General features: G+C 36.0%; 18 protein-coding genes and 1 tRNA gene. 15 read left to right on the top strand and 4 right to left on the bottom strand.

From position 1 onward, the window contains the following. Positions 1–6 precede the first annotated feature (6 nt). The 11 genes from B9T35_RS06430 (at position 7) to B9T35_RS06380 (ending at position 13,883) form a co-directional block, all read left to right on the top strand. Positions 7–231 (top strand): hypothetical protein, encoded by a 225-nt coding sequence (locus tag B9T35_RS06430; protein ID WP_171264227.1) that lies wholly within the window; start codon positions 7–9, stop codon positions 229–231. Between the two features lie 62 nt (positions 232–293). Further along, positions 294–911, top strand: a complete 618-nt coding sequence (locus tag B9T35_RS06425; RefSeq protein WP_086190280.1) for a hypothetical protein — start codon at positions 294–296, stop codon at positions 909–911. 57 nt (positions 912–968) lie between these two features. Beyond that, a complete protein-coding gene (locus B9T35_RS06420) occupies positions 969–4,955 on the top strand; it encodes a phage tail protein (protein ID WP_086190279.1) in 3,987 nt (1,328 codons plus the stop codon). Positions 4,956–4,964: 9 nt separating this feature from the next. Further along, positions 4,965–5,756, top strand: coding sequence for a DUF2460 domain-containing protein (locus B9T35_RS06415; RefSeq protein WP_086190278.1), 792 nt, complete (start codon positions 4,965–4,967; stop codon positions 5,754–5,756). Then, positions 5,753–6,610 (top strand): DUF2163 domain-containing protein, encoded by an 858-nt coding sequence (locus B9T35_RS06410; protein WP_086190277.1) that lies wholly within the window; start codon positions 5,753–5,755, stop codon positions 6,608–6,610. The genes B9T35_RS06415 and B9T35_RS06410 overlap by 4 nt, the downstream gene beginning before the upstream one ends. A 54-nt stretch (positions 6,611–6,664) precedes the next feature. Next, positions 6,665–9,703 carry a CotH kinase family protein gene (locus tag B9T35_RS06405; protein WP_086190276.1) on the top strand — a complete coding sequence of 1,013 codons (3,039 nt, stop codon included), beginning with the start codon at positions 6,665–6,667 and terminating at the stop codon, positions 9,701–9,703. Between the two features lie 150 nt (positions 9,704–9,853). Further along, positions 9,854–10,297, top strand: coding sequence for an NlpC/P60 family protein (locus B9T35_RS06400; protein WP_416202420.1), 444 nt, complete (start codon positions 9,854–9,856; stop codon positions 10,295–10,297). Between the two features lies 1 nt (position 10,298). Beyond that, positions 10,299–12,788 carry a phage tail protein gene (locus tag B9T35_RS06395; RefSeq protein ID WP_086190275.1) on the top strand — a complete coding sequence of 830 codons (2,490 nt, stop codon included), beginning with the start codon at positions 10,299–10,301 and terminating at the stop codon, positions 12,786–12,788. Positions 12,789–12,848: 60 nt separating this feature from the next. After that, complete coding sequence (locus B9T35_RS06390; RefSeq protein ID WP_086190274.1) at positions 12,849–13,127, top strand: holin; 279 nt, start codon at positions 12,849–12,851, stop codon at positions 13,125–13,127. Beyond that, positions 13,108–13,317, top strand: coding sequence for a hypothetical protein (locus B9T35_RS06385; protein WP_086190273.1), 210 nt, complete (start codon positions 13,108–13,110; stop codon positions 13,315–13,317). The genes B9T35_RS06390 and B9T35_RS06385 overlap by 20 nt, the downstream gene beginning before the upstream one ends. Further along, positions 13,317–13,883: a lysozyme gene (locus B9T35_RS06380; RefSeq protein ID WP_086190272.1), complete on the top strand. Its 567-nt coding sequence runs from the start codon at positions 13,317–13,319 to the stop codon at positions 13,881–13,883. The genes B9T35_RS06385 and B9T35_RS06380 overlap by 1 nt, the downstream gene beginning before the upstream one ends. 85 nt (positions 13,884–13,968) lie before the next feature. Here B9T35_RS06380 and B9T35_RS06375 read toward each other — a convergent pair whose 3' ends face one another. The 3 genes from B9T35_RS06375 to B9T35_RS06365 all read right to left on the bottom strand — a co-directional run bounded on the left by B9T35_RS06375 (position 13,969) and on the right by B9T35_RS06365 (position 15,948). Further along, positions 13,969–14,325, bottom strand: a complete 357-nt coding sequence (locus B9T35_RS06375; protein WP_086190271.1) for a YciI family protein — start codon at positions 14,323–14,325, stop codon at positions 13,969–13,971. 115 nt (positions 14,326–14,440) lie between these two features. Beyond that, positions 14,441–15,073: a nitroreductase family protein gene (locus tag B9T35_RS06370; protein ID WP_086190270.1), complete on the bottom strand. Its 633-nt coding sequence runs from the start codon at positions 15,071–15,073 to the stop codon at positions 14,441–14,443. A 17-nt stretch (positions 15,074–15,090) separates the two neighbouring features. Then, a complete protein-coding gene (locus B9T35_RS06365) occupies positions 15,091–15,948 on the bottom strand; it encodes an SDR family oxidoreductase (protein ID WP_086190269.1) in 858 nt (285 codons plus the stop codon). A gap of 95 nt (positions 15,949–16,043) precedes the next feature. On the opposite strand from B9T35_RS06365, the gene B9T35_RS06360 reads away from it, so the two are divergent. The 4 genes from B9T35_RS06360 (at position 16,044) to B9T35_RS06345 (ending at position 19,280) form a co-directional block, all read left to right on the top strand. Then, a complete protein-coding gene (locus B9T35_RS06360; protein WP_213033355.1) occupies positions 16,044–16,427 on the top strand; it encodes a winged helix-turn-helix transcriptional regulator in 384 nt (127 codons plus the stop codon). A gap of 93 nt (positions 16,428–16,520) precedes the next feature. Continuing rightward, complete coding sequence (locus tag B9T35_RS06355) at positions 16,521–16,925, top strand: nuclear transport factor 2 family protein (RefSeq protein WP_086190267.1); 405 nt, start codon at positions 16,521–16,523, stop codon at positions 16,923–16,925. Between the two features lie 1,747 nt (positions 16,926–18,672). Beyond that, positions 18,673–18,749 (top strand) — tRNA-Met (locus B9T35_RS06350). 243 nt (positions 18,750–18,992) lie between these two features. Beyond that, the gene (locus B9T35_RS06345; RefSeq protein WP_086190266.1) at positions 18,993–19,280 is read left to right on the top strand and encodes a hypothetical protein; all 288 of its coding nucleotides are present in this window, start codon (positions 18,993–18,995) and stop codon (positions 19,278–19,280) included. A gap of 102 nt (positions 19,281–19,382) precedes the next feature. On the opposite strand, the gene ruvB is transcribed toward B9T35_RS06345, so the two are convergent. Beyond that, a complete protein-coding gene (gene ruvB, locus B9T35_RS06340) occupies positions 19,383–20,387 on the bottom strand; it encodes a Holliday junction branch migration DNA helicase RuvB (protein WP_086190265.1) in 1,005 nt (334 codons plus the stop codon). Positions 20,388–20,511: the final 124 nt, after the last annotated feature.

Here is a 20,511-nt window from a genome sequence, read left to right as displayed (position 1 = left end):
CATTTAATGATGACGACTGGTAAGGATTATGACTATATCCGTGATCAAATGGATTTACCAAGAATCAGCGCATTAAATGAGTATCAAACAAAGTTTCCTCCCGCAGATGTTGGCATTCAGCGACTTTGTCGAATTTTAGAAGCATTTATGGGGATTGAAGATAATTCACAGCCTCAGGATAATGATGACGATGATTTAGAAGAAATGTTGAGTGCATTTCCGCAAGGGTGACTTCGGTCGCCCTGATCAAATATACTGCTATAACAATTAAGTATCATTTATTAGAAGCGCGTATGGAATTTTCAATAGAAGTATTTGCAAATTGGGCAATAGCAATATCATATCCAGTATTAGTTATTTTTGCTTTTACAATTTTTGGGATAGATAAATTTAAGAAAAGAAAAAATTGTTTATATTTTAAACAAATTATTGAGCGTAAAATCGGGAAAAATTTATCTATCAATTCAGAAGATTGCTCTAGGATTTTAAGAGCTTCAGGTCTAAGTACACAGCAGGCAATTCAGCTTATATATGAGATGATGTATGCGAGTGATGATGAGTCAAAGTTTAAAGGTTATACTGAAGTACTTATATCTTTAGAAAAGTTAGAACCATTTGGAAATCTTCCTACAGATTTAAAACAAGTAATTCACAGATTAGTGCAAATTACAGAAAACACTGGCTCTGACTCAGATAAATACCTTTTAATACCATTACAAAAAGCGCTTGAAAATTCAAAAATTGTAGAGGAAAAACAAAATAGATCTAAGGTTATGAATAATTTTGTTATTTGTATGGGTGTTGGTAGTTTAGTGATTAGTATTGCCAGTTATTACATTTCTACTAAAAGTCCTTCAAAAGCAGAAATGGTTGAAATAGTTGAACAAGGGATTAAAAATTCTAAAAATTGATTTGTAATCAAATTCATGCCGCCAATAAGGCGGTTTTTTAATGCCTAAGGAAAAGTTATGGCCAATGAAGTTGAAGTAAAAATCACAGCCTCTACGGATGCACTTTCCGATGGTATGAATGAGGCAACCAATAAAGTTCAATCTGCTGCGGCTGATATCAATCGTATTGCAGATACGATTAAGAATGCATTTGATGGTGTACGTGATTCACTTAAAAATATTGATGTTAGCTTAAACATTGATATGAGCGATGTTCAACAAAAATTGAGCAATGCAGCCAATACAATTAAATCACGTATTAATAGCATTGTTGATGAAGCTTCAATCAAATTAAAAATTGATACAACAGCATTGGACTCCGAAATTGGCCATGCAGAAAACTTGATCAGATCTCGTTTGTCTTCACTTCCTATTCAAAATGTTAGATTAGACATTGATATTCATGAGATTCAACGCCGTTTGAATCAAATCAATAATCAACAGATTAAAGTCAAATTAGGCATCGATCTAAGCCAATTACGCTCAGAGTTACAACAAGCAAAGCAAACTGTATCAACAACATTACAATCTGTATTTTCTAATGCAATTCGAATTACAGTTAATTTGCCTTTATTGTCAGCACAGCTAAATCAAGCCCGCACTATGATTCAAAGTGCAATTAGCCGTCTACAACACACCAATATCAACTTGAATACAGTTATTAATGTTGATGCCACAAGTACGATGTTGCGCGGATCCTTGGACCGTTTAAAAACGAGCATTGATCATTTAAGGACTCGAATAAATTCTGGTGGTGGAGGTGGTGGCGGCTCAGGCGGTGGGGGTTCAGGGAGAGATGGTAGTGGGTCTGGTGGTGGTAGTGGTTCTGGAATAGGCACTAGTCTGGTAGGTAACTTTCTTGCAAATATGGCAAGTCAGCTAGTATCCCAGATAGGGGCACTAACAGGTGAAGTCATACGCAATGCACGTGAAATAGAGAACATGTCACGTCTTGCTAATGCCACAACTAAAGAATTTCAAGAATGGGGTTTTGCATCAAAATCAGTAGGTATAAGTCAAGAAAAGCTTGGCGACATCATGAAAGATGTGAACGATAAGTTCGGTGATTTCATGCAAACTGGTGGCGGGGAGATGGCGGACTTCTTTGAAAAGATAGCACCTAAGGTTGGTATAACAGCGAAAGAGTTTCAAGGTTTATCGGGACCACAGATTTTAGGTAAATATTACGAGACATTAAAGAAGGCTAATGTTTCACAAGCTGAAATGACTTTCTATATGGAGTCTATCGCCAATGATGCAATGTTACTTTCACCACTTCTAGATGATAACGCAAAGAAATTAAAGGAATACTCGAAACAAGCCCATGACCTTGGTGTAATTCTAGATGATGAAGCAATCCAAGCAACCAAAGACTTTGATTCATCTTTAGGATTAATAGGTGCAACTATTAAAGGGTTGTTGGGTAGATTGGTTGCAGAGTTGGCACCCGGTCTTAAAAACATGGCGAACAATTTCTTGTCATCCGCCACTAAGTCAAAAGAAGCAATCGATGGTTCAATTACTGCAATAATTACGATTTTTGAAAATTTGCTTGATAGCACAACGGGGGTAATGCAACTAATTTCCGATATCTGGGGTGACCTAACTAAAGATATTGGTGATGGGTCTGTACAGCAAGTTGGATTCATGGATATGGTTACTAGTGCATTAAGAGTATTTGCAGCATTAACTATTGGATTGAGAGTAGCTATCCAATCTGCATTTGCTGTTATCCGTGCAGTAGTAACAACAGTCTGTCAGGCGCTTTCATTTGCGATTAGTACTGTTATGAATGTGTTCGGTGGCTTTAGAGATACAATTCAGTATGGCTTAGATGTTCTAGGTGTGAAGTTTAAGACTTTTGGAAATGTAGTGAGTAGCGTCTTAAGTTTTGATTTTTCGGGTGCTAAGGCTGCTTATGAGCAGGGTTTTACTGAATTAGGATCCATCACTGATCGCTACACTTCTAAAATGAGTACGCGTTTAGATTGGATGAAGAGCGACTGGCAGAAATCTACTGTTGGAATTACTACAGCAGTTAACTTGATGGGGCAGACGATTGTTGATTCTGCTACAAAAGGCGGTCAGCAATTATCAGATACTTTTTTGGGTAAACTAAAAGAGAATAAACCATCCCCTGCAACTTCAACGACATTCGATCCTAATAAAGGTGTTGGGACTGGTAAAAAGGATGAAAAAAAATCAGGGAGTCATAAAGAGTCTAAATATGAACCCACCTCCTATTCAGATTTAAGAATCAAGAGTACTGAAGCATATGCAGGAGGTAAGGCACATCAAGGTGTTTTAGATTTGGCAGGACTTATTCAAGATAAGTTTCAGATTACGCGCTTTACAGCATTCAATGATAAATATCATCAAGGCACATCAAGCAAGCACGCTCAGGGTCTAGCTGTAGATTTTGGTTTGCAGGATAAGTCGAAAAGTGGGCAAGTCGCTTCTGATTTAAAAGCGATGCTTGGGAAGAATGGTGTAAATGCTCAAGTTCTTGATGAATATAAAAATCCATCTAAACGTGCAACAGGTGGGCATATTCACGTCAGCTTTAATTCTCAAGCGGATGCGGATAAGTATCTAGCCTTGGTTAAAAATGACAAGGTAAAAGGAAGTAAGAAATCCAGTTCAGATTCCCGGTATGAACGTTACCTTGAAGAGCAGACAAGAAATGCGGAAAAGGCTGAAAAAGAGCGCCTTGATCTGAAATATAAATATGCTTCAGAGCAGGAAAAGGTTCAGCTTGAATTAACCAAAGAGTTGGATCGAATCGAAAAATCAACACTAAATAGTGCAGATAAAAAAACCTTCAAAGAAAAAGCCGAAAAAGAATCGCAAGATAAAATCGTTGCTTTGAATTTAGAAGCTTTTGAAAAAATCAAAGCTATTTATGAACAAGAAATTCAATTCAAACAAGATCAGGCGCAGCGGATTTATGAGCTAGAAAAGGCTGGTATTCAAGCAGCTTTGGATGCTGGTCGTATTTCTAATGTTGAAAAAGTTCAACTTGACAAACAATTAGAAGATCAGCTTTACCAAATTAAACGTGATGGGTTACTGGCTCGATTGGATTTGGAGAATCAACAATCATCAATATCAGGCAAGGGAGCAGGCCAAGCGACAATCAGCAATAATATTGCTGAGTTGGATAGCCAGAAAAAGGTCAGTGACACAGGTGCACCTAAGAAACTAGATGAAGCTCAGTTAGCAGACTTTGAGAAGAAGTTTGGTGGCTTGACTTCAAGGATGTCAAATCTTTGGGATCAAGGCATGCAAGCCATGATGAATGGTACCTTGACATGGAAAAATGCAACAAATGCTATTTTTTCTGAAGTTGCCATGGAGTTTGTTCAAAAAATGGTGACTAAACCCATTCAGGATTATATGTCGGGTTTAGCCAGAAGACTCGCAGTAAAAATGGGATTCATCAAAGCTGAAACAGCTGCGGAAGTTATGGGACAAACTGCTCAAACTACAGCTGTCGTTGCTGGTGAAGGGATGAAAACCGCTGCGACTTCAGCAGGTGTATTTGCTCGATTAGGCTTAAAACTCATGGAGGTTATTAAATCCATCATGATGTCGGCATGGGAAGCAATGGCAGCAGCTTGGGCGGCACTTTCAGCAATTCCATTTGTTGGTCCTGCATTGGGTGTTGCTGCAGGTATTGCCGCATTCGCTGGTGTATCGGCGATTGTTGGTAAGGTTGCATCTGCTCGAGGAGGATACGATATTCCTTCAGGTGTAAATCCAATGACCCAACTACATGAAGAAGAAATGGTATTACCTAAACAGCATGCCAATACCATTCGTGCTTTGGGTAAGTCAATGGCAGGCGGCGAGTTGAGTCAACCAACAATACCGGGTGATGCAGGCGGAATGACTACGCTTAATATCCAAGCATGGGATTCTAAAGATGTAAAACGCTTTATGAAGAAACATGGCCGTGAATTGGCAGGCGGATTGAAAGGGTATAACCGTAATTTCGGTAAATAAGGAATTTATATGTCAGATGAATTATTTCCTGAATTACCAGGACTAGAATGGGAGCTTACAAAGACTCCCATTTTTAATACCAAAATTATGACTTCAGTTAATGGTCGTGAGCTTCGTGCGAGTTACCAAGGAGTTCCCAAATATGAAATAAGTATGTCTTATGCATTTTTAAGGGAGTCGAAAAATAGAGGTGAACTGCAAGCCCTTGAAGGTTTCTTTCTAGAACGCCGTGGTGCTTTTGATTCATTTTTTTTGAAAATGCCTGAAGATAACCAATATAAATGCCAATTTTTAGGGGATGGTTTAACGAGCAAGTTTCAAATTTATAAAGAATTAAAGTCACATAAACCAGTTAATACAATTCCACATTATGTAAATCCTAATATGTGGAATTATTTTTCAAAAAATATGTGGTCTAAAAACGATCAAAGTCAGATATGGAATGCGGATTACTTAGGATGGTGGGAATCTGAATTTGTAATGAATCAGATTCCTTTAAGCCATGTTGAACCACAATATATTGTGCTAAATCCTAATATGTGGAACAGAAATTCAAATTTTTCGATGTGGTTAAGTGATTCAGAAAACTTCATGTGGAACAAAGGCATAGTTTCTTTAACCAAAGATGGAATTATTGAACTGTCCGAGCCATTGGCATTAGGTCAAGATTTGGTCATTTCAGGTACGTTTTATTATCGATGTCGGTTTAAAGATGATGAGCAACAATATACTAATTTTATGACCAAACTTTGGAAAGCACAAAAGGTTGAAATGGTAGGGTCATTAGGAAAGAAAATATGAGAGCAGCTTCAGCACAGTTAATCGCTTTGTTAGATGCAGATCAGTTTTTGATGGCTGATTTGTACACTATCACTACAGTTCAGAATCAAGTGCATCGATACACAAATTATGATTACGACCTGATTGTTGGTGGTAATACCCATTTGACTGATGGTCCTATTATTAGCAGAGAGGGATTTAATCTATCATTGGGTGTTGAAGTTGATAATTTATTTGTTTCAATTGAATCAACAGATGAAAATGACTTCAATTTAATTTCTATCGCCCAAGCATTTCATAACGGTCAAATGGATGGTGCGCGTTTTAAATTAGAACGCATTTTTATGGATATCAATACGCCAACTGATACAAGTGCGGGGGCATTACTATTATTTGAGGGTCGAATAATTGAGCCTGAACTGGATAGAAACGTAATCCATTTTAATGTTGCTTCTGATCTCGATGATTTAAGCGTGCAGATGCCAAGGAATTTATATCAACCAGGTTGTTCAAACACCTTATTTGATAGCGCGTGTGGCTTGAACCGCCTCAATTACATGGCTGAAAGAGTAATTGAATCAGGAAGCACATCAGCACGAATTATTTGCAATATTACACAGCCACAGGGCTGGTTTACACAAGGTGTGGTTGAATTTTTGGATGGTGGTAATGCAGGATTAAAACGTACTGTGCGCCTACATGAATCAGGTGTTTTATTATTGACTTTGCCACTTTTAGAAGATCCACAGGTAGGTCAGCGAATAAGAGTTTATCCGGGTTGTGATAAACGTCTTGAGACCTGTATTAATCGCTTTAACAACAAGCCCATGTTTCGTGGATCACCATTTATCCCAGTTCCTGAAACTTCTGTCTAAGTATAAATTTTATGAAACCCGCTAATTTAGCGGGTTTTTTTATGGAAATTAAATATGAAATTATTGCCAACTGTTGCTGAATTTATCGATTCGTCTGTCACCGAAAATGGTTTTAAAGATGCCCTTAGACGTTTAATTGAGTACATTGAAGAGCTTGAATCAAAAGAAAATATTGATAAAGCATACACTTCGGTGAATAAAGATATGCTCAATGAAATCAGTGCCTTGAAAGCATTGACTAGCATGTATTTGGATCGTCAGAATACTTATCCTTTCAATGTCACAGGTCGATACTTTAAAAATGGTGTATCTGATCGCTCTTTAAATTTTGATGTACATTCAAATAATTACTTAAATACAGGTTTAATTTATTTAGATAAAGGGGCAAAATTTAAAGCAATAATTTTACAACAAAATAAAAATAATCAAGCTGATGTAGCTTCTCTATTAGTTTTTGACATGAATCTTAAACTTTTAGCTAATCTTTCTAAGCCCAATATTACTGCTGAAGATGCTGAAGAAATCGAATATGCATATACAGCTACGGATAATTGTTATTGTGTGGCATCTACAATTCAATGGGCAGGATCTATTTACCCTGCGCGGTTTGCTACAGTGACTAATAATCATAATACATTAACGGTATTGGATCGAAGTTCGTATTTTGATAGATATGTAGTGCGCATGATTGCTAATTTACGTTTAGCAAATGCGAAAATGCTAAGCGAAGGTAAGAACATAACTATAGAGTTTAATGAGTTAGGTCGATACAATTTAAGCGGCGCTCATGATTTGCATGGTGGTGGTGATATTTATACCTCTGCATACCGTAATACAGGCCTTATTCCATTAGAAATTGGGGATCAAATTTCTGCAACAGTACTTAATCCTGATAGTGATATTGCAGCGATGGTAGTTTTTGATAAGGATCTTAGATTTGTAGAGTCTTTCAAAAATACAGATCAACCTGGTGATTCTTACCCATTTGACTATTTTTATACGGCAGATAAACGCTGCTACATTGTTTTTTGCTCAATCGCCCCAGCAAATAGAGCTTATATCAGTGGATTGAGTCTTAAAGCGGTATTGAAACCTTCTGGGACTGATCCAAATATTTCGTCGAATCGCCCACAGGAAAATGTTTTTGTACGAGATGATAGTCTTGCAAGATTGACTGCAGATAAAATTGAAGAAATTATTCCATTTTTAGTACCTGGCACTGGTTATACCGCAGATGGTATTGAATTCAATCAAATGGTTTCACCTGAATATTGGAATGCTTATAAAAGTACTGGGAAGATCGCTGTCAAGCATGGGGATACTTTTGAAGCCGTAGTAGATACGGATGAGCCTTCTGGATTGATGAGTGTGCTTAATTTATATGACTACAACGGAAATTTAATTAAATGTGTTCACACTATTCCTGAGTTTGGTTCACAGGGTATTAGAGCAGCTAAGATTAACTATACTTGTGAACATGAAGGATTTATAAGTATTACAAGTATTCACCGATCAGATCCTTTTTGGTCTAAATTATCCAATCCATATGTGGTAAAAAATCGAAAAAATAAATTAAGCACAAAGGTGAAACTGGTTAATGCAAATGTTGTAAAAAACACAATGTTTACATTGCCAAAACCTACGAGCCTTATTCAGATCGATATTTATGCTGATACAGTTTTTCCACCAGAGTCAAAAGCTCAGGGATTAATAAATTGTCGCTTAATTTTGAATGTAGATGGCGTTGTAACCGAAAGTGCAGTTCAGTATGGGGTTCAAGGAAGTAGCTCTGCTGTATATCCTAAAAAGAATTTTAGTTTTAGTTTTTTTACGGATGATACCTTCTCTACTGAGCGCACAATTAAGTTAGGGGATTTAATTCCACAACAAGAACTTGTTTGGAAAGCAAACTATATTGATGCAACTCATAGCCGTAATATTTTATGTAACCGCTTATGGGAGCAAATAGTTCAAACGCGAATTGGTTTCCCTAAGCGCGAAGTTGACCGTACCTATGTAAACCAATCAGGTACAAAATCAAATGATACTGGTGCAATAGGACATGTAGACGGTTATCCAGCTGTAGTTCGATTAAATGGTGTTTTTTATGGTATTGGTACTTTAAATATCGGAAAAAAACGTGACAATTACAATCTAAGCAAAGATAACAAAAAACATGTGCAATTTGAGCTGTTGGGTGGAGGTGTAGATTTCACTGCTGCAACTCCTCCTTATGCGAATTTAGGATTGCGTAATCCTAAGTTGAGTAGTTATGAAGAGGGTGCAACGATCACAGATCCAACGGTCGTTGCCTCAATGCAAGCCTTATGGGATTTCCATCGTTTACCTATAGACCAGCGTACAGCCCAATTTGATAAATACTATGATCGAGTAAATGTAGTTGATTGGTATTTATTGGTTGAATTCACTGCAGCTGCAGATTTGTTAGATAAAAACTCAATCTTAACCACATGGGATGGCACAAAGTATTGTTGGATGCCATATGATTTAGATACAACATTTGGAATTCATTGGGCTGGCACAGGTCTTGGATATGATACAAATTGGAATTGGGATGCAAACAACATTATTCCAATTGTAAGACCAATAATTTTAAACGATGTAATCAAGCGATACGCTCAATTACGTAACAATGGAGTTTTTACAACTGAATCTATATATAAGCTAAATCGTGATATTGAATCTAAGTTTAGCCTTGATTTGTTTAAACAAGAACAAGAAAAATGGACTGATATTCCATCAAAGGATTTTGGTGGCATATATCAGATCATGTCTTGGTTGAATGCAAGAATCAAATATCTTGATGCCAAATATGGATATTTAGCACCAGGTGTCTTGGCTCAAAAACTATGGAATCCTCCATCTCTGGTAAATGGAACAAGCCAAACAACATCATTGAATTTGGCTGGATCTACAGTCGGAACAAAGTACACAGTAGACTTCCAAATGCCATTACAAGGAACAACAATGGCTGCCGAATGTTTGGCTGCGGGCTTAGTAACGATTACTCACACGAATAATTCAGGTGTAATGGTTAATCTTGATGAATGTGCTGTAAGGATTATGCCGTAAGTATAAATCGTTTATTTGCAGTACAAGGTTTACATGTCTGTTATTTCAAACTATTTAGTTATTCATCGTAGATTCTTCTTTTAGATTAGGAGTCTAGAACACCATAAAAAACCTCAGTTTAACTCTGAGGTTTTTTTATGGTTGATTTATATGGAAGGCATAAAAGTGAATAAAAATACTTTAGAGATTATTGATGAAGCGAAAACATGGTTAGGCACACCTTATCACCATCAAGGTCGCATTAAGGGTGTTGGAGTCGACTGTGGTACATTAATTTGTGAGGTTTACGAAAAAGTAGGATTGATGGATTATCTGGATCCACGACCCTATCCGCCTGATTGGCACATGCATCAGATGGGTGAACGCTATTTAGAACACATCAAAAGTGTGTGTTTTGAAGTAGAAGAACCGCAACCGGGTGACATAGTGCTTTATAAAATTGGAAAATGTGTGAGTCATGGCGCAATTGTGATTGAATGGCCAACAATAATTCATTCATATCTTGGAATTGGTGTCGTCATTCAAGATGGTACAAAAGGAAGTCTAGCCCGCCGTGTTGTGGGCTTTTATCGTATGAAGAGGCTAAAAGAATAATATGGGTGGATTATTTGGTGGTTCTACCATGAGTACTTCTGATACACGTATTAATTCAATGCGCGTTCAGCAGTCTGCTTATGGTTTATGTCAGCCTTTGGTTTACGGTAAGAATCGCATGGCTGCCAATATGTTTTGGTACGGTGATTTTCATTCAATTGCTAAGACAACCACAACTAAATCTGGTGGTAAAGGTGGTAGCTCTAAAACAAAGAATACTACATATACATATTACACATCTTTAATGCTTGGATTGTGTGAGAACAGAATCAGAGATATCGGGATTATTTGGCGAGACAAAGAGCAAATCGTCACAAAAACTGAAAATAATGTTCAAATGAAGCCAATCGACCAGATTGGCTTTGAACTTTTTCATGGTGATGGAAATCCTATATGGGGCTATTTGCAAACTAAACATCCCGACAAAGCTATTAATTATCCTTACCTTGGATATGTCGCATGTGCCAACTATGAATTAGGCGGTAGTGCAAGCCTTGCGAATCATAACTTTGAAGTCATTAGCGATATTACATTCTCGGATACGATTCATGATGCAAACCCAGCAGATGTAATTGAAGATTTGATTACAAATCAACGTTACGGTGCATCACCATATTTGAACATGCATGATTTATCTGAGTTCAGGACCTACTGTGCTGCAGCAAATTTATTGATTAGCCCTGCATTAACTGAACAACGTGAGGCGCATGAAATTATTAATGAAATCGTTGTAGCTGTGAATTGTGCAGTGGTACCGAGTCCAGATGGCTTAAAAATTCGATCTTTTGGTGATTCAGCTATTTCAGGCAATGGTTACACATTCACTCCTAATTTAGAGCCAGTTTATCATTTAACTGATGATGATTTTATTGGTGAAGATGAACCAGTACGTGTTCGTCGTAGCCGTGATACTGATGCGTTTAATCATACTCAGATCGAGTATGTAAACCGCTTCAATCAATACAATACTGAAACAGTCGAAGCCAAAGATCAGGCAAACATTGAAATGTACGGTCTACGCACGGAAGATCCAGTTAAATTAGAAATGTTTTGTGAACCAAAAATCGCACGGCATGCAGTTCAGTTACGTTTGCAACGACTTTTATATGTTCGAAATGAATATGAATTTAATCTTGGCTGGAAGTACTGCCGTTTAGAACCGATGGATATTGTAACAATTACAGATGAATCACTAGGTTTAGATGAATTCTTAGTGCGTATTACACGTGTTGAAGAAGATGAAGACGGCATGCTGACAATTACTGCAGAGGAGTTGGCAATAGGTTCAAGATCAGCAGTCGAATATGATCAGCAGTCATCTAATGGGTATCAAGGTGGTAATGAAGAACCAGGTAATGTGAATGCGCCTGTAATTTTTGAACCTCCTTTAGATTTAACTAATGGCGTAAATCAAATTTGGGTAGCTGCTTCAGGTGGCAGCAATTGGGGCGGTTGTAATGTTTGGGTAAGTCTAGACAATACCACTTATGAACGCATTGGTACCATATATGGTTCAGCTCGATATGGAGCATTAACAACAGGCATTAATGAAATTGATACTGCTCTACAAGTCCAGTTGAATACTTCGAGCCAAATATTTAGTGGTACTGTTGAGGAAGCACAGGTAGATGCAACACTTTGTAAGATTGGTGATGAGTTTGTCAATTATGTGGGTGCAACGTTAAATGGATCTGGGCTTTACACATTAAGTGGAATGCTTCGCGGGCGTTATTATGAAGCGAATTCACATAATGTGGGTGAGCCTTTTGTTCGTATAGATAGAGCAATATTTGAGTATGATTTTAATCAGAATTTAATTGGTAAACAGGTCTATTTAAAATTTACTAGCTTCAATGGCTTGGAGCAAAAAGAACAATCTTTAAATGAGGTAACAGCATATAGTCATACGATTAGTGGCGGTATTCCATCAAGCGTTAAAGGCTTATCTTTACAATCATCATTTGTTGGAACAAGTTTTAAAGTTCAATGGCAAAATACTGCAGGCGCATCTGGTTATATTGTTCAAATCTTATCAGGTGGAACATTATTAAGAACTGTAGATACGACAAACACTGATTATAGCTACTCGATGGAAGAAGCTAAAATTGATGGTGTACAGCGCTCATATACAATTCGTGTAGCGAGTAAAAATGGAGAGGTTATAAGCTCTTATGCTGAACTAAATATCAGTAACCTAGTGCCACCACAATTATTAAATGTTTATACATCAGCAACCAAGGATTCTATCACAGTTACATGGATTCCAAGTGAAGCACCAGATCTTAAAGATTATCAGGTCTGGGTGAGTACAAATGCTAATTTTGATCCTGAAATTGTGGCAGCGAGTTGGACCGGTACTGAAAATGCTTGCACGATCGATAAGCTTCAATCAACAACTACATATTACGTAAGGGTTGCAGCAAGTGATGTTTGGAAAGAAACAGCTTGGAATTATTCGGCACGTATAACACAAGCAACAACTGAAACTTAAATTAATTAATTTCAAGGCACCCAATCGGGTGCTTTTTTATTGCCAAAATTTGGAGGGAATATGTCTGAAACACAGGCAGTCATTGAAGCAAGTGCAGTGGCAATTACTCAGAAAATTACAGTAGCAAGTGGAGCAACATCTTTTTTTGCATTCTTAACAAAAGTTGATGTGATTGCTTGGGGTGGTTTAGGAATTGCATTCATAGGTCTTTTTATTCAGTTGTATTTTGCTGTTGCAAAAAATAAACGGGAAAAAGTAGAGCATGAAATGCGGAAAATCGAACACAAAATAAGGGTTCAAAAAGTGAAAGAGGTAATCAATGAACAGCGAACAGACTAAAACCGCTATTGCTTTTGTAGCGCTCGGTATTGCAGTACTTGCAATTATCGGGCTTTTTTTTATTGATATTCCTGAAAAAAACCGTGACTTGGTAAATATCGCACTCGGTTCAATCATTGGATGGGGTGGTGCCGTCGTGAGCTTTTATTTCGGTAACTCAGATCAAAACAGTAAAAGTGGTGATAAATAATGAGCAGAGAAGCATTTTTCGGTATTGCTAGAACGTTAGCAGGCGGTAGTCTCACTCAAGAACAAGTCAACAAATTGAATGATGTACTGACATTCATTGTAAAAGATGGTGGTAATAACAAAACGGTCAGTAAATCAGGAGTTGATATCATTTGTGGCTTTGAAGGAAAAGAACTCAAAGCCTATGATGATGGCGTGGGCGTTTGGACGATTGGCTTTGGTACCACTATTTATCCAGATGGCATTAAAGTGAAAAAGGGTGATGTGTGCACTTTAGAGCAAGCTAAAAGCTATATGGCACATGACTTAAAGAAATTTGAGCAGACAGTAAATACTGCAGTTGTTGTGCCATTAAATCAGAATCAATTTGATGCGCTGGTATCGCTGACTTATAACATTGGACAAACCGCATTTAAGGATTCTACATTGCTTAAAAAGCTGAATGCTGGTGATTATTTAGGTGCAGCTGCTCAGTTTAATGTATGGAATAAAGTGAAAGGTAAGATTGTGCAAGGGTTGGTGAACCGTCGTGCTAAAGAACGAAAGTTGTTTGAGAAAGCCCTTTAGAGGGCTTTGGGCTGTTGATACTGTTGCGAAATAAAAAGAAGCTAATATTTGAAGGGCATGAGAATTAAAGAGTCATAATTTTAAATTAAGATTCTTTAATTCTGGTAATTATCTCTCTAAGTTCAATACTACCACCTGCTACCAAAATAGGATTATCTTTTGCAAGTTCTAAAGCATTTTCTAAGCTTTCTGCCTGTAGCACCAAATATCCAGTTAAAAAGTGAGAAACCTCTTTAAAAGCACCAGAGATTATTGAGCCATCAGCAAAAATAGTCGCTCCCATCAATGGTGTTGGTGGCAATGTTCCACCTAAATCAACTACAGTACCTGAATTTTTAATTTTTTCTAACCAAGATAATCGGCTTTCGATTTCTTTAGGATCAGTAAAAGCTTCAGGTTTCATTTCGATATTGGCTCTTAAAAGTAAAAGAAAATGTTTCATAAGATTTATAGACCCGTAAGATAAAATTAAAGTGTTCCCCTTTGCAAATAATAAGTGTTCACAAAGAGGGGGAGTTTTATCTAAAAAATAAAAATCAATAATATGATTAAATACTTTATTTGATTTCTGTAATAAATGTTGCTTTCGGTTGACGGACTTTCTTTAATTTTATAAGCCAATCATTCTCAGGTGCACGACGTCCCAAGGCGAGTAATGTTGTTGATTTTAGTCCCTTCGATTTTAAATCTAAAAACTCATCAAGCTGTTCTTTATCAAATCCTTCCATCGGCGTAGCATCTATGCCTAATTCTGCAGCAGCTGCAATTGCGAGGCCAAATGCAATATGTGCTTGTTTGGAAGCATGATGATGTTGTTGTTCTTCAGTAAAAGTCGAAAACATTTGTTTAAGTCCACTTACTACATCTGCTGTTGTATCTAAAGGAAGTCCACGTTCTGTATTTGTATAGTCATAAACATCTTGAATACGTTGATCAGCCATATTATCCCAAGCCGTAAAAACTAATAAATGCGATGACTCTGTAATCTGTGGTTGATTGAGTGCGATCGGAGAAATTTTCTCTTTAACTTCTTTATTTGTGATCGAAAAAATATGAATCGGTTGCACACCTGCAGATGTAGGTGCAAGACGAGCAGCTTCTAAAATCTGATCAACTAGTGCTTGGTCTATTTTCTCACCAGTCATGCGCTTAGTTGCATATCGCCAGCTTAATGCGTCTAATAATTTCATAGAGTTCTACCTTTTAATTATTGATAAAATTGAGTTAAATAATTTTTTAATGATGCTGTTTTACGACCTAGTAATTTTTCTAAATCTGAACTTTCAATCTCATATTGATCATTTTTAATATCTAAGACCGTACCTGATGTGAGAAAAATCAAAAATTTAGGTAGACCAAGATTTTCTAATAAAGTTACGTATTCATCATTTTCTAAAGCATGGTAATTTACTTTTTTACCCGAAATATCACTGAGCATTTCAGCAATATCTTGATAATTATAAAATGTACTACCTGTAATATTATAAATTTTATTTTTATGTCCTGATTGTACTAGTAAATTTGCGATCGCTTCACCCATTTCATCACGTAAAGCATATGGTACTTTACCTAAGCCTCCAGATAGCAATATACCTGTATCTAGGGCTTGTTCCCCAATAATCTGAGGAATAGCTTCGGCATAGATTGTATTGCGAAGAATTGTGAAATTTAAACCACTACTTTTTAGATAATTTTCTGTTTCAAAATGGCTTTCCATCAGCTCTTTGACTGCAGAGGTATTGATGTCTTGTATTGCCAAACTTGTATAGATAACATGCTTTACACCAGCTTGCTTTGCTACATCAATCACTGTTTTATGTTGAGCTAAACGATTCATCTCCATGGTGGAAATTAAAACAAGTTTTTCTATACCAATAAATGCATTTTGTAGCGAGTTAATATCATTAAAATCACCATACCGAACTTTAATGTTATTTTCAGAAAATATTTTAGCTTTTTCTAGGTTGCGCGCTAAGACAGCAAACTCATTATGTGAAATTAAGCTTTCTAAATAATGGACAACACTGGATCCTAAATTACCTGTTGCACCAGTAATTAATATCATATTTAATTTACTCTTAATGTTCTAAAAATTATTTTTTCATTTATAAGTTTTTAAATAAATGAAATCACTATACCCTAGGATAGTTAAATTAAAATTTGAAAAATAAAGTAAATATGACAAAAAATTATACAATTGAAGATGAATGCAACATGCAGTTTATATCTGCTCTAAAAAATGCATTAAACGTAGTCAATGGTAAGTGGAAGCTTGCAATTGTAGCTACATTACTCAAACAGCAACGCAGATTTAATGACATTGAGCGTTTACTACCCGGTATTACACCTAAAATGATTTCTAAAGAATTAAAAGAGTTAGAACTCAATAATGTCGTTACAAAAGTAAAAATATGTGATGAGACTACTGGTAAGTCTATTTTTTTATATGATCTTACTGAGTCAGGCCGTGGGTTAGAAAAATTGATGGTTCAAATGGCAACATGGGGACAACATCATAAGGAATTAAGTTTAATATCGGAATAAAATGAAAAAGTAACTATATAAAAGTATATTGTTCTAAATTTTTTTTAAATTCATTCTTAACGCTTACACATTAATATAAAGAAGACCTAAGCAATGACAACTAAATCCCTAGAGAAAACAATAGTAGATAAAATGTTTTTAGCCTTTTCAGCACAAAATCTTGATGCTGCAGTTGCAACAGTTTCTGACGATACAGTGTGGATTCATCATGGGACTCAAAAATTACCTTCTTTACGATTTGAAGGTAAATCTGGTGTAAGAGAATTTTTTAACACCAACTTCACAACTATGCATGCAGAATATTTTGATATTTTGAAAACTATTCAGCAGGATGACACGGTTGTTGTATTGGGACAGGAGAAGTTTTTTATTGATGGTCAAGAAGGTTATGCTGCTCAAAAATGGGTACAAGTCTATACAGTTAAAGATGGGCTGATTACACGCATGGAAGAGTTTGCTACATCAAGAGAAGATAGCGAATATATCATCGTTAAATAGACAGTTTTGATACATTGTACGGTTGATTTAGAAAGGAAAAAGCACCATAAGGTGCTTTTTTTATATACTAATGATGACAAAGTTTTTAAGAATTTTGATTATGTAACTTGTGCAGGGTAGGGAAAGCTAATAGCAATTTTATACAGCACAAGAGGGATAGAGCATTTTTCAATAGCCTCAAATGCGCGGATATTTTAAAAATCAGGAGCATTAATTGATTTCTTTTTGTATTATCAATAGCTTTTGAGTTTTTCAAGTGATCTAATGACACTTCATGAAGCTTCAATAGTTTATCTTTTGAAGACCTATCATCTAATTTTATATTTATAAAAACACGACTTGATTGTATTACGTTTTCAAGATTTTAACTTGAATGGGTTTAAATTTAAAAAATGTGGATAAACAATGTTGCCTAAAATATTTAACATTTGACGTAAAATTAAGTTTGATTGGTTCAGCCTTTAGTAATTTATGTGAATATAGATATTTTCATTATCACTAAATATCAGATAGATAAGATTTAAGCTTAACTTAGACAGCCTTGCTTAAAACCTTTTAAAAAGTTGCGTATCATGTATATAAAATCGATTTTTACTTAAAGTTTTAAAACCTTGTTACAACCTCAGTCACTTTAACTTTGTCGGAAAAACAGCATAAAATCTTTAACTGTGGGTATGCCCAAAACTGGACACACCTTCTTTTATAGCGATTTATGCAGACTTGCGCATTTCTGCAAGTTCAATGGGTTTATCTAAAAGTAGACTGATTGTAGACTTTAGGTCTATTGTTTATTGGTGTCAGTTATTGCGATTTATTGCTTAATTAAAATAAAATTATTATTTATCAGTGTTGTGTTCTGTTTGTTATTGTCGGTTATTGCGAGTTATTGTGAAATATTAGTGATACTGTAGAATTTGGAATTCAAATTTGTTCGCCATTTTTTAGTACCATCTTTAAAAATAAATAATATATTTCAGCTTGTGTGGTGATATTTACTTGTCTAAGTAAAGAGCTCATGCAAATGTATAAACGTGAGTAATATAGAAGATGACTTCATTAAATTTTACACTGACCAAGTACAAGAATAAGTCACAAATTATAGGAAAATAATTTGAGTGAATTGTTCACTTGATATAATTACTTTAAAAGTCAAATGAACATCGCTTGAATTTATCTAGATCCAAAAAATCGAGCTTGGTCTATGATTACTCTATACAGATCTTTAGCATTTACTCAGGCGCGAATTTTAGCACAGGGCGTATTTTCACAAATGGCGCAAGATTACAATTCTAAGCAAAAGATTGAGGGACTCATAGAATTTAAAGCCAAGATTTAGAACAGCAATTAAACTGATTTGGGGAGTGTTACACATAAGATATGCACAATTGTTTTAGATTTAATTTAATAATGCTCTTAAGCGATTTAATGATGTATCTTATATAACGATTTATAAGTTTTTTATTTTATATGATAATGAAAAATGTAAAGGTGTTATAAAAGAAGTCTAATTCACCATAAGTAAATGTGTTAATAAATAATCAAATTTAAATTTTACAATTTACTTTAATCTAGATAATTAAAAAATATGAGGTTTAAAAGATAATCACTGATTTTAACGATATGACTGAATTATGAAAGATAACGAGTGATATTTAGCCATACAGTTGAGTTTCGAGTATTTAATTCAATATATATTCAATAACGTTTGTATTTCTTATCTTTTAGGCGTATAAAGTCACTTCGTTGATGCGGGATGGAGCAGTCTGGTAGCTCGTCGGGCTCATAACCCGAAGGTCGTTGGTTCAAATCCAGCTCCCGCTACCAACGAGAAAGATTTAAAGTTTCATAGCCTAATCTACATAGATTAGGCTTTTTTTATGATTAAAATTTAAATACTCGATATTTTATATATTGATTAACGACTTCTTTATTTTTGAAAGTATGAATATTCTTCTTGTGAGAATTTATTTAAAATAAGCTTATTAAAAAATATTAAATGTTTCATTATTGCTGTCATAGTGTGCGTTATTTACTGTTATAGTGAGAACTAGATAGGAAGATTTTACGATGCACGCTAATTATAAATATTTATATACTTGTTTTAATATATTCGGTTCTTTACCGACGCATAAAGTTTTTATGAGTGATACAAGTAACCAATCAAAATTAATCTTTGCTGATAATTCTTTTATATACGGCTCTGTTTCTGATTGGGTTTTACGTAACTCCGGTTTGGATAGTCGTAAAGCGACATGGGAAGAAGAATCAAAATTATTTCTAAATAAAGAAAGAGAAAAGCTAATTTCTTATCGATCTACCCATCCGTTGTTCCAAACTGAGTCCACAAGTTATTAGATGTTGAATAACTGTAAGTAGAGCTTTTTATTTCTCCACATAAGGAAAAATAAAAAGCTTTATACAAGTGATTTATTTAAAAATTAAGCACGACATTAATGACTAATTTTTTGGTTCGGGTGGTGTCATTCCAAACTGTATATAGGCTTGATTGGTTGCGATACGACCACGAGCTGTACGCATGGCATAACCTTGCTGAATTAAATAAGGTTCAATCACATCTTCCAGTGTTCCAGAATCCTCAGCCATAGCCGCAGCCAAAGCTTCTACACCCGCAGGACCACCATCAAAACGCTCAAGCAACATACTTAAATAACGGCGATCTAGGGTATCCAGTCCATCTTTATCGACATTCAACATATCTAAAGCACGTTGTGCCATTTCCTTGGTGATTTCACCTGTACCTTTGACTTGGGCATAGTCACGAACACGACGTAATAGACGATTGGCAATACGTGGCGTACCGCGTGCACGACGTGCAATTTCTACAGCGCCATCGGGTGTCGTTGGTAAATCCATCAACGAAGCTGAGCGAGATACAATATGGGTTAGGTCTTCGACTGAATAGAATTCTAAGCGTTGCACGATACCAAAGCGATCACGTAACGGAGAGGTGAGTAGACCTGCACGCGTGGTTGCTGCAACTAAGGTAAAAGGCGGTAAATCAAGTTTAATTGAACGAGCGGCTGGGCCTTCACCAATCATAATATCGAGTTGGTAATCTTCCATTGCAGGGTAGAGAATTTCTTCAATCACAGGTGAAAGGCGATGGATTTCATCAATAAATAAAACATCACCCTCTTCAAGATTGGTCAGCATTGCAGCTAAATCTCCCGCACGTTCCAAAACAGGGCCTGAGGTTGATTTTAAATTGCCACCCATTTCACGGGCAATAATATTGGCTAATGTGGTTTTACCTAAACCTGGTGGACCAAAAATAAGGGTGTGATCGAGCGCTTCGCCACGACCACGTGCCGCACCAATAAAGATTTCCATCTGTTCACGAACCACAGGCTGACCAATGTAGTCATCCAGTGAGGTGGGGCGAATGGCACGATCAAAATGATCTTCAGGTTTTTCAGAACCACTGATTAAACGGTCTTGCATAATTGATTTGATCTAAAGTAAAGCGAATTTATTTTGAAGTAATTTCATCATTCATTTAACAATGATTTATTACAGCGGAGTCTTACTCTTTAATGTTTAAATTTCAGGATATACCTACGGTTAG

The organism is Acinetobacter sp. ANC 3832 (assembly GCF_002135415.1).
Taxonomy (GTDB): domain Bacteria; phylum Pseudomonadota; class Gammaproteobacteria; order Pseudomonadales; family Moraxellaceae; genus Acinetobacter.
The sequence above is the reverse complement of the archived record's forward strand: the minus strand, read 5'-3'. Positions and strand labels throughout refer to the sequence as shown.

What these genes read in the sequence shown, in the direction of transcription:
- B9T35_RS06430 (WP_171264227.1), top strand. Translation starts at nt 7, where the DNA reads ATGATGACGACTGGTAAGGATTATGACTATATCCGTGATCAAATGGAT.
- B9T35_RS06425 (WP_086190280.1), top strand. Translation starts at nt 294, where the DNA reads ATGGAATTTTCAATAGAAGTATTTGCAAATTGGGCAATAGCAATATCA.
- B9T35_RS06420 (WP_086190279.1), top strand. Translation starts at nt 969, where the DNA reads ATGGCCAATGAAGTTGAAGTAAAAATCACAGCCTCTACGGATGCACTT.
- B9T35_RS06415 (WP_086190278.1), top strand. Translation starts at nt 4,965, where the DNA reads ATGTCAGATGAATTATTTCCTGAATTACCAGGACTAGAATGGGAGCTT.
- B9T35_RS06410 (WP_086190277.1), top strand. Translation starts at nt 5,753, where the DNA reads ATGAGAGCAGCTTCAGCACAGTTAATCGCTTTGTTAGATGCAGATCAG.
- B9T35_RS06405 (WP_086190276.1), top strand. Translation starts at nt 6,665, where the DNA reads ATGAAATTATTGCCAACTGTTGCTGAATTTATCGATTCGTCTGTCACC.
- B9T35_RS06400 (WP_416202420.1), top strand. Translation starts at nt 9,854, where the DNA reads ATGGAAGGCATAAAAGTGAATAAAAATACTTTAGAGATTATTGATGAA.
- B9T35_RS06395 (WP_086190275.1), top strand. Translation starts at nt 10,299, where the DNA reads ATGGGTGGATTATTTGGTGGTTCTACCATGAGTACTTCTGATACACGT.
- B9T35_RS06390 (WP_086190274.1), top strand. Translation starts at nt 12,849, where the DNA reads ATGTCTGAAACACAGGCAGTCATTGAAGCAAGTGCAGTGGCAATTACT.
- B9T35_RS06385 (WP_086190273.1), top strand. Translation starts at nt 13,108, where the DNA reads ATGAACAGCGAACAGACTAAAACCGCTATTGCTTTTGTAGCGCTCGGT.
- B9T35_RS06380 (WP_086190272.1), top strand. Translation starts at nt 13,317, where the DNA reads ATGAGCAGAGAAGCATTTTTCGGTATTGCTAGAACGTTAGCAGGCGGT.
- B9T35_RS06375 (WP_086190271.1), bottom strand. Translation starts at nt 14,325, where the DNA reads ATGAAACATTTTCTTTTACTTTTAAGAGCCAATATCGAAATGAAACCT.
- B9T35_RS06370 (WP_086190270.1), bottom strand. Translation starts at nt 15,073, where the DNA reads ATGAAATTATTAGACGCATTAAGCTGGCGATATGCAACTAAGCGCATG.
- B9T35_RS06365 (WP_086190269.1), bottom strand. Translation starts at nt 15,948, where the DNA reads ATGATATTAATTACTGGTGCAACAGGTAATTTAGGATCCAGTGTTGTC.
- B9T35_RS06355 (WP_086190267.1), top strand. Translation starts at nt 16,521, where the DNA reads ATGACAACTAAATCCCTAGAGAAAACAATAGTAGATAAAATGTTTTTA.
- B9T35_RS06345 (WP_086190266.1), top strand. Translation starts at nt 18,993, where the DNA reads ATGCACGCTAATTATAAATATTTATATACTTGTTTTAATATATTCGGT.
- ruvB (WP_086190265.1), bottom strand. Translation starts at nt 20,387, where the DNA reads ATGCAAGACCGTTTAATCAGTGGTTCTGAAAAACCTGAAGATCATTTT.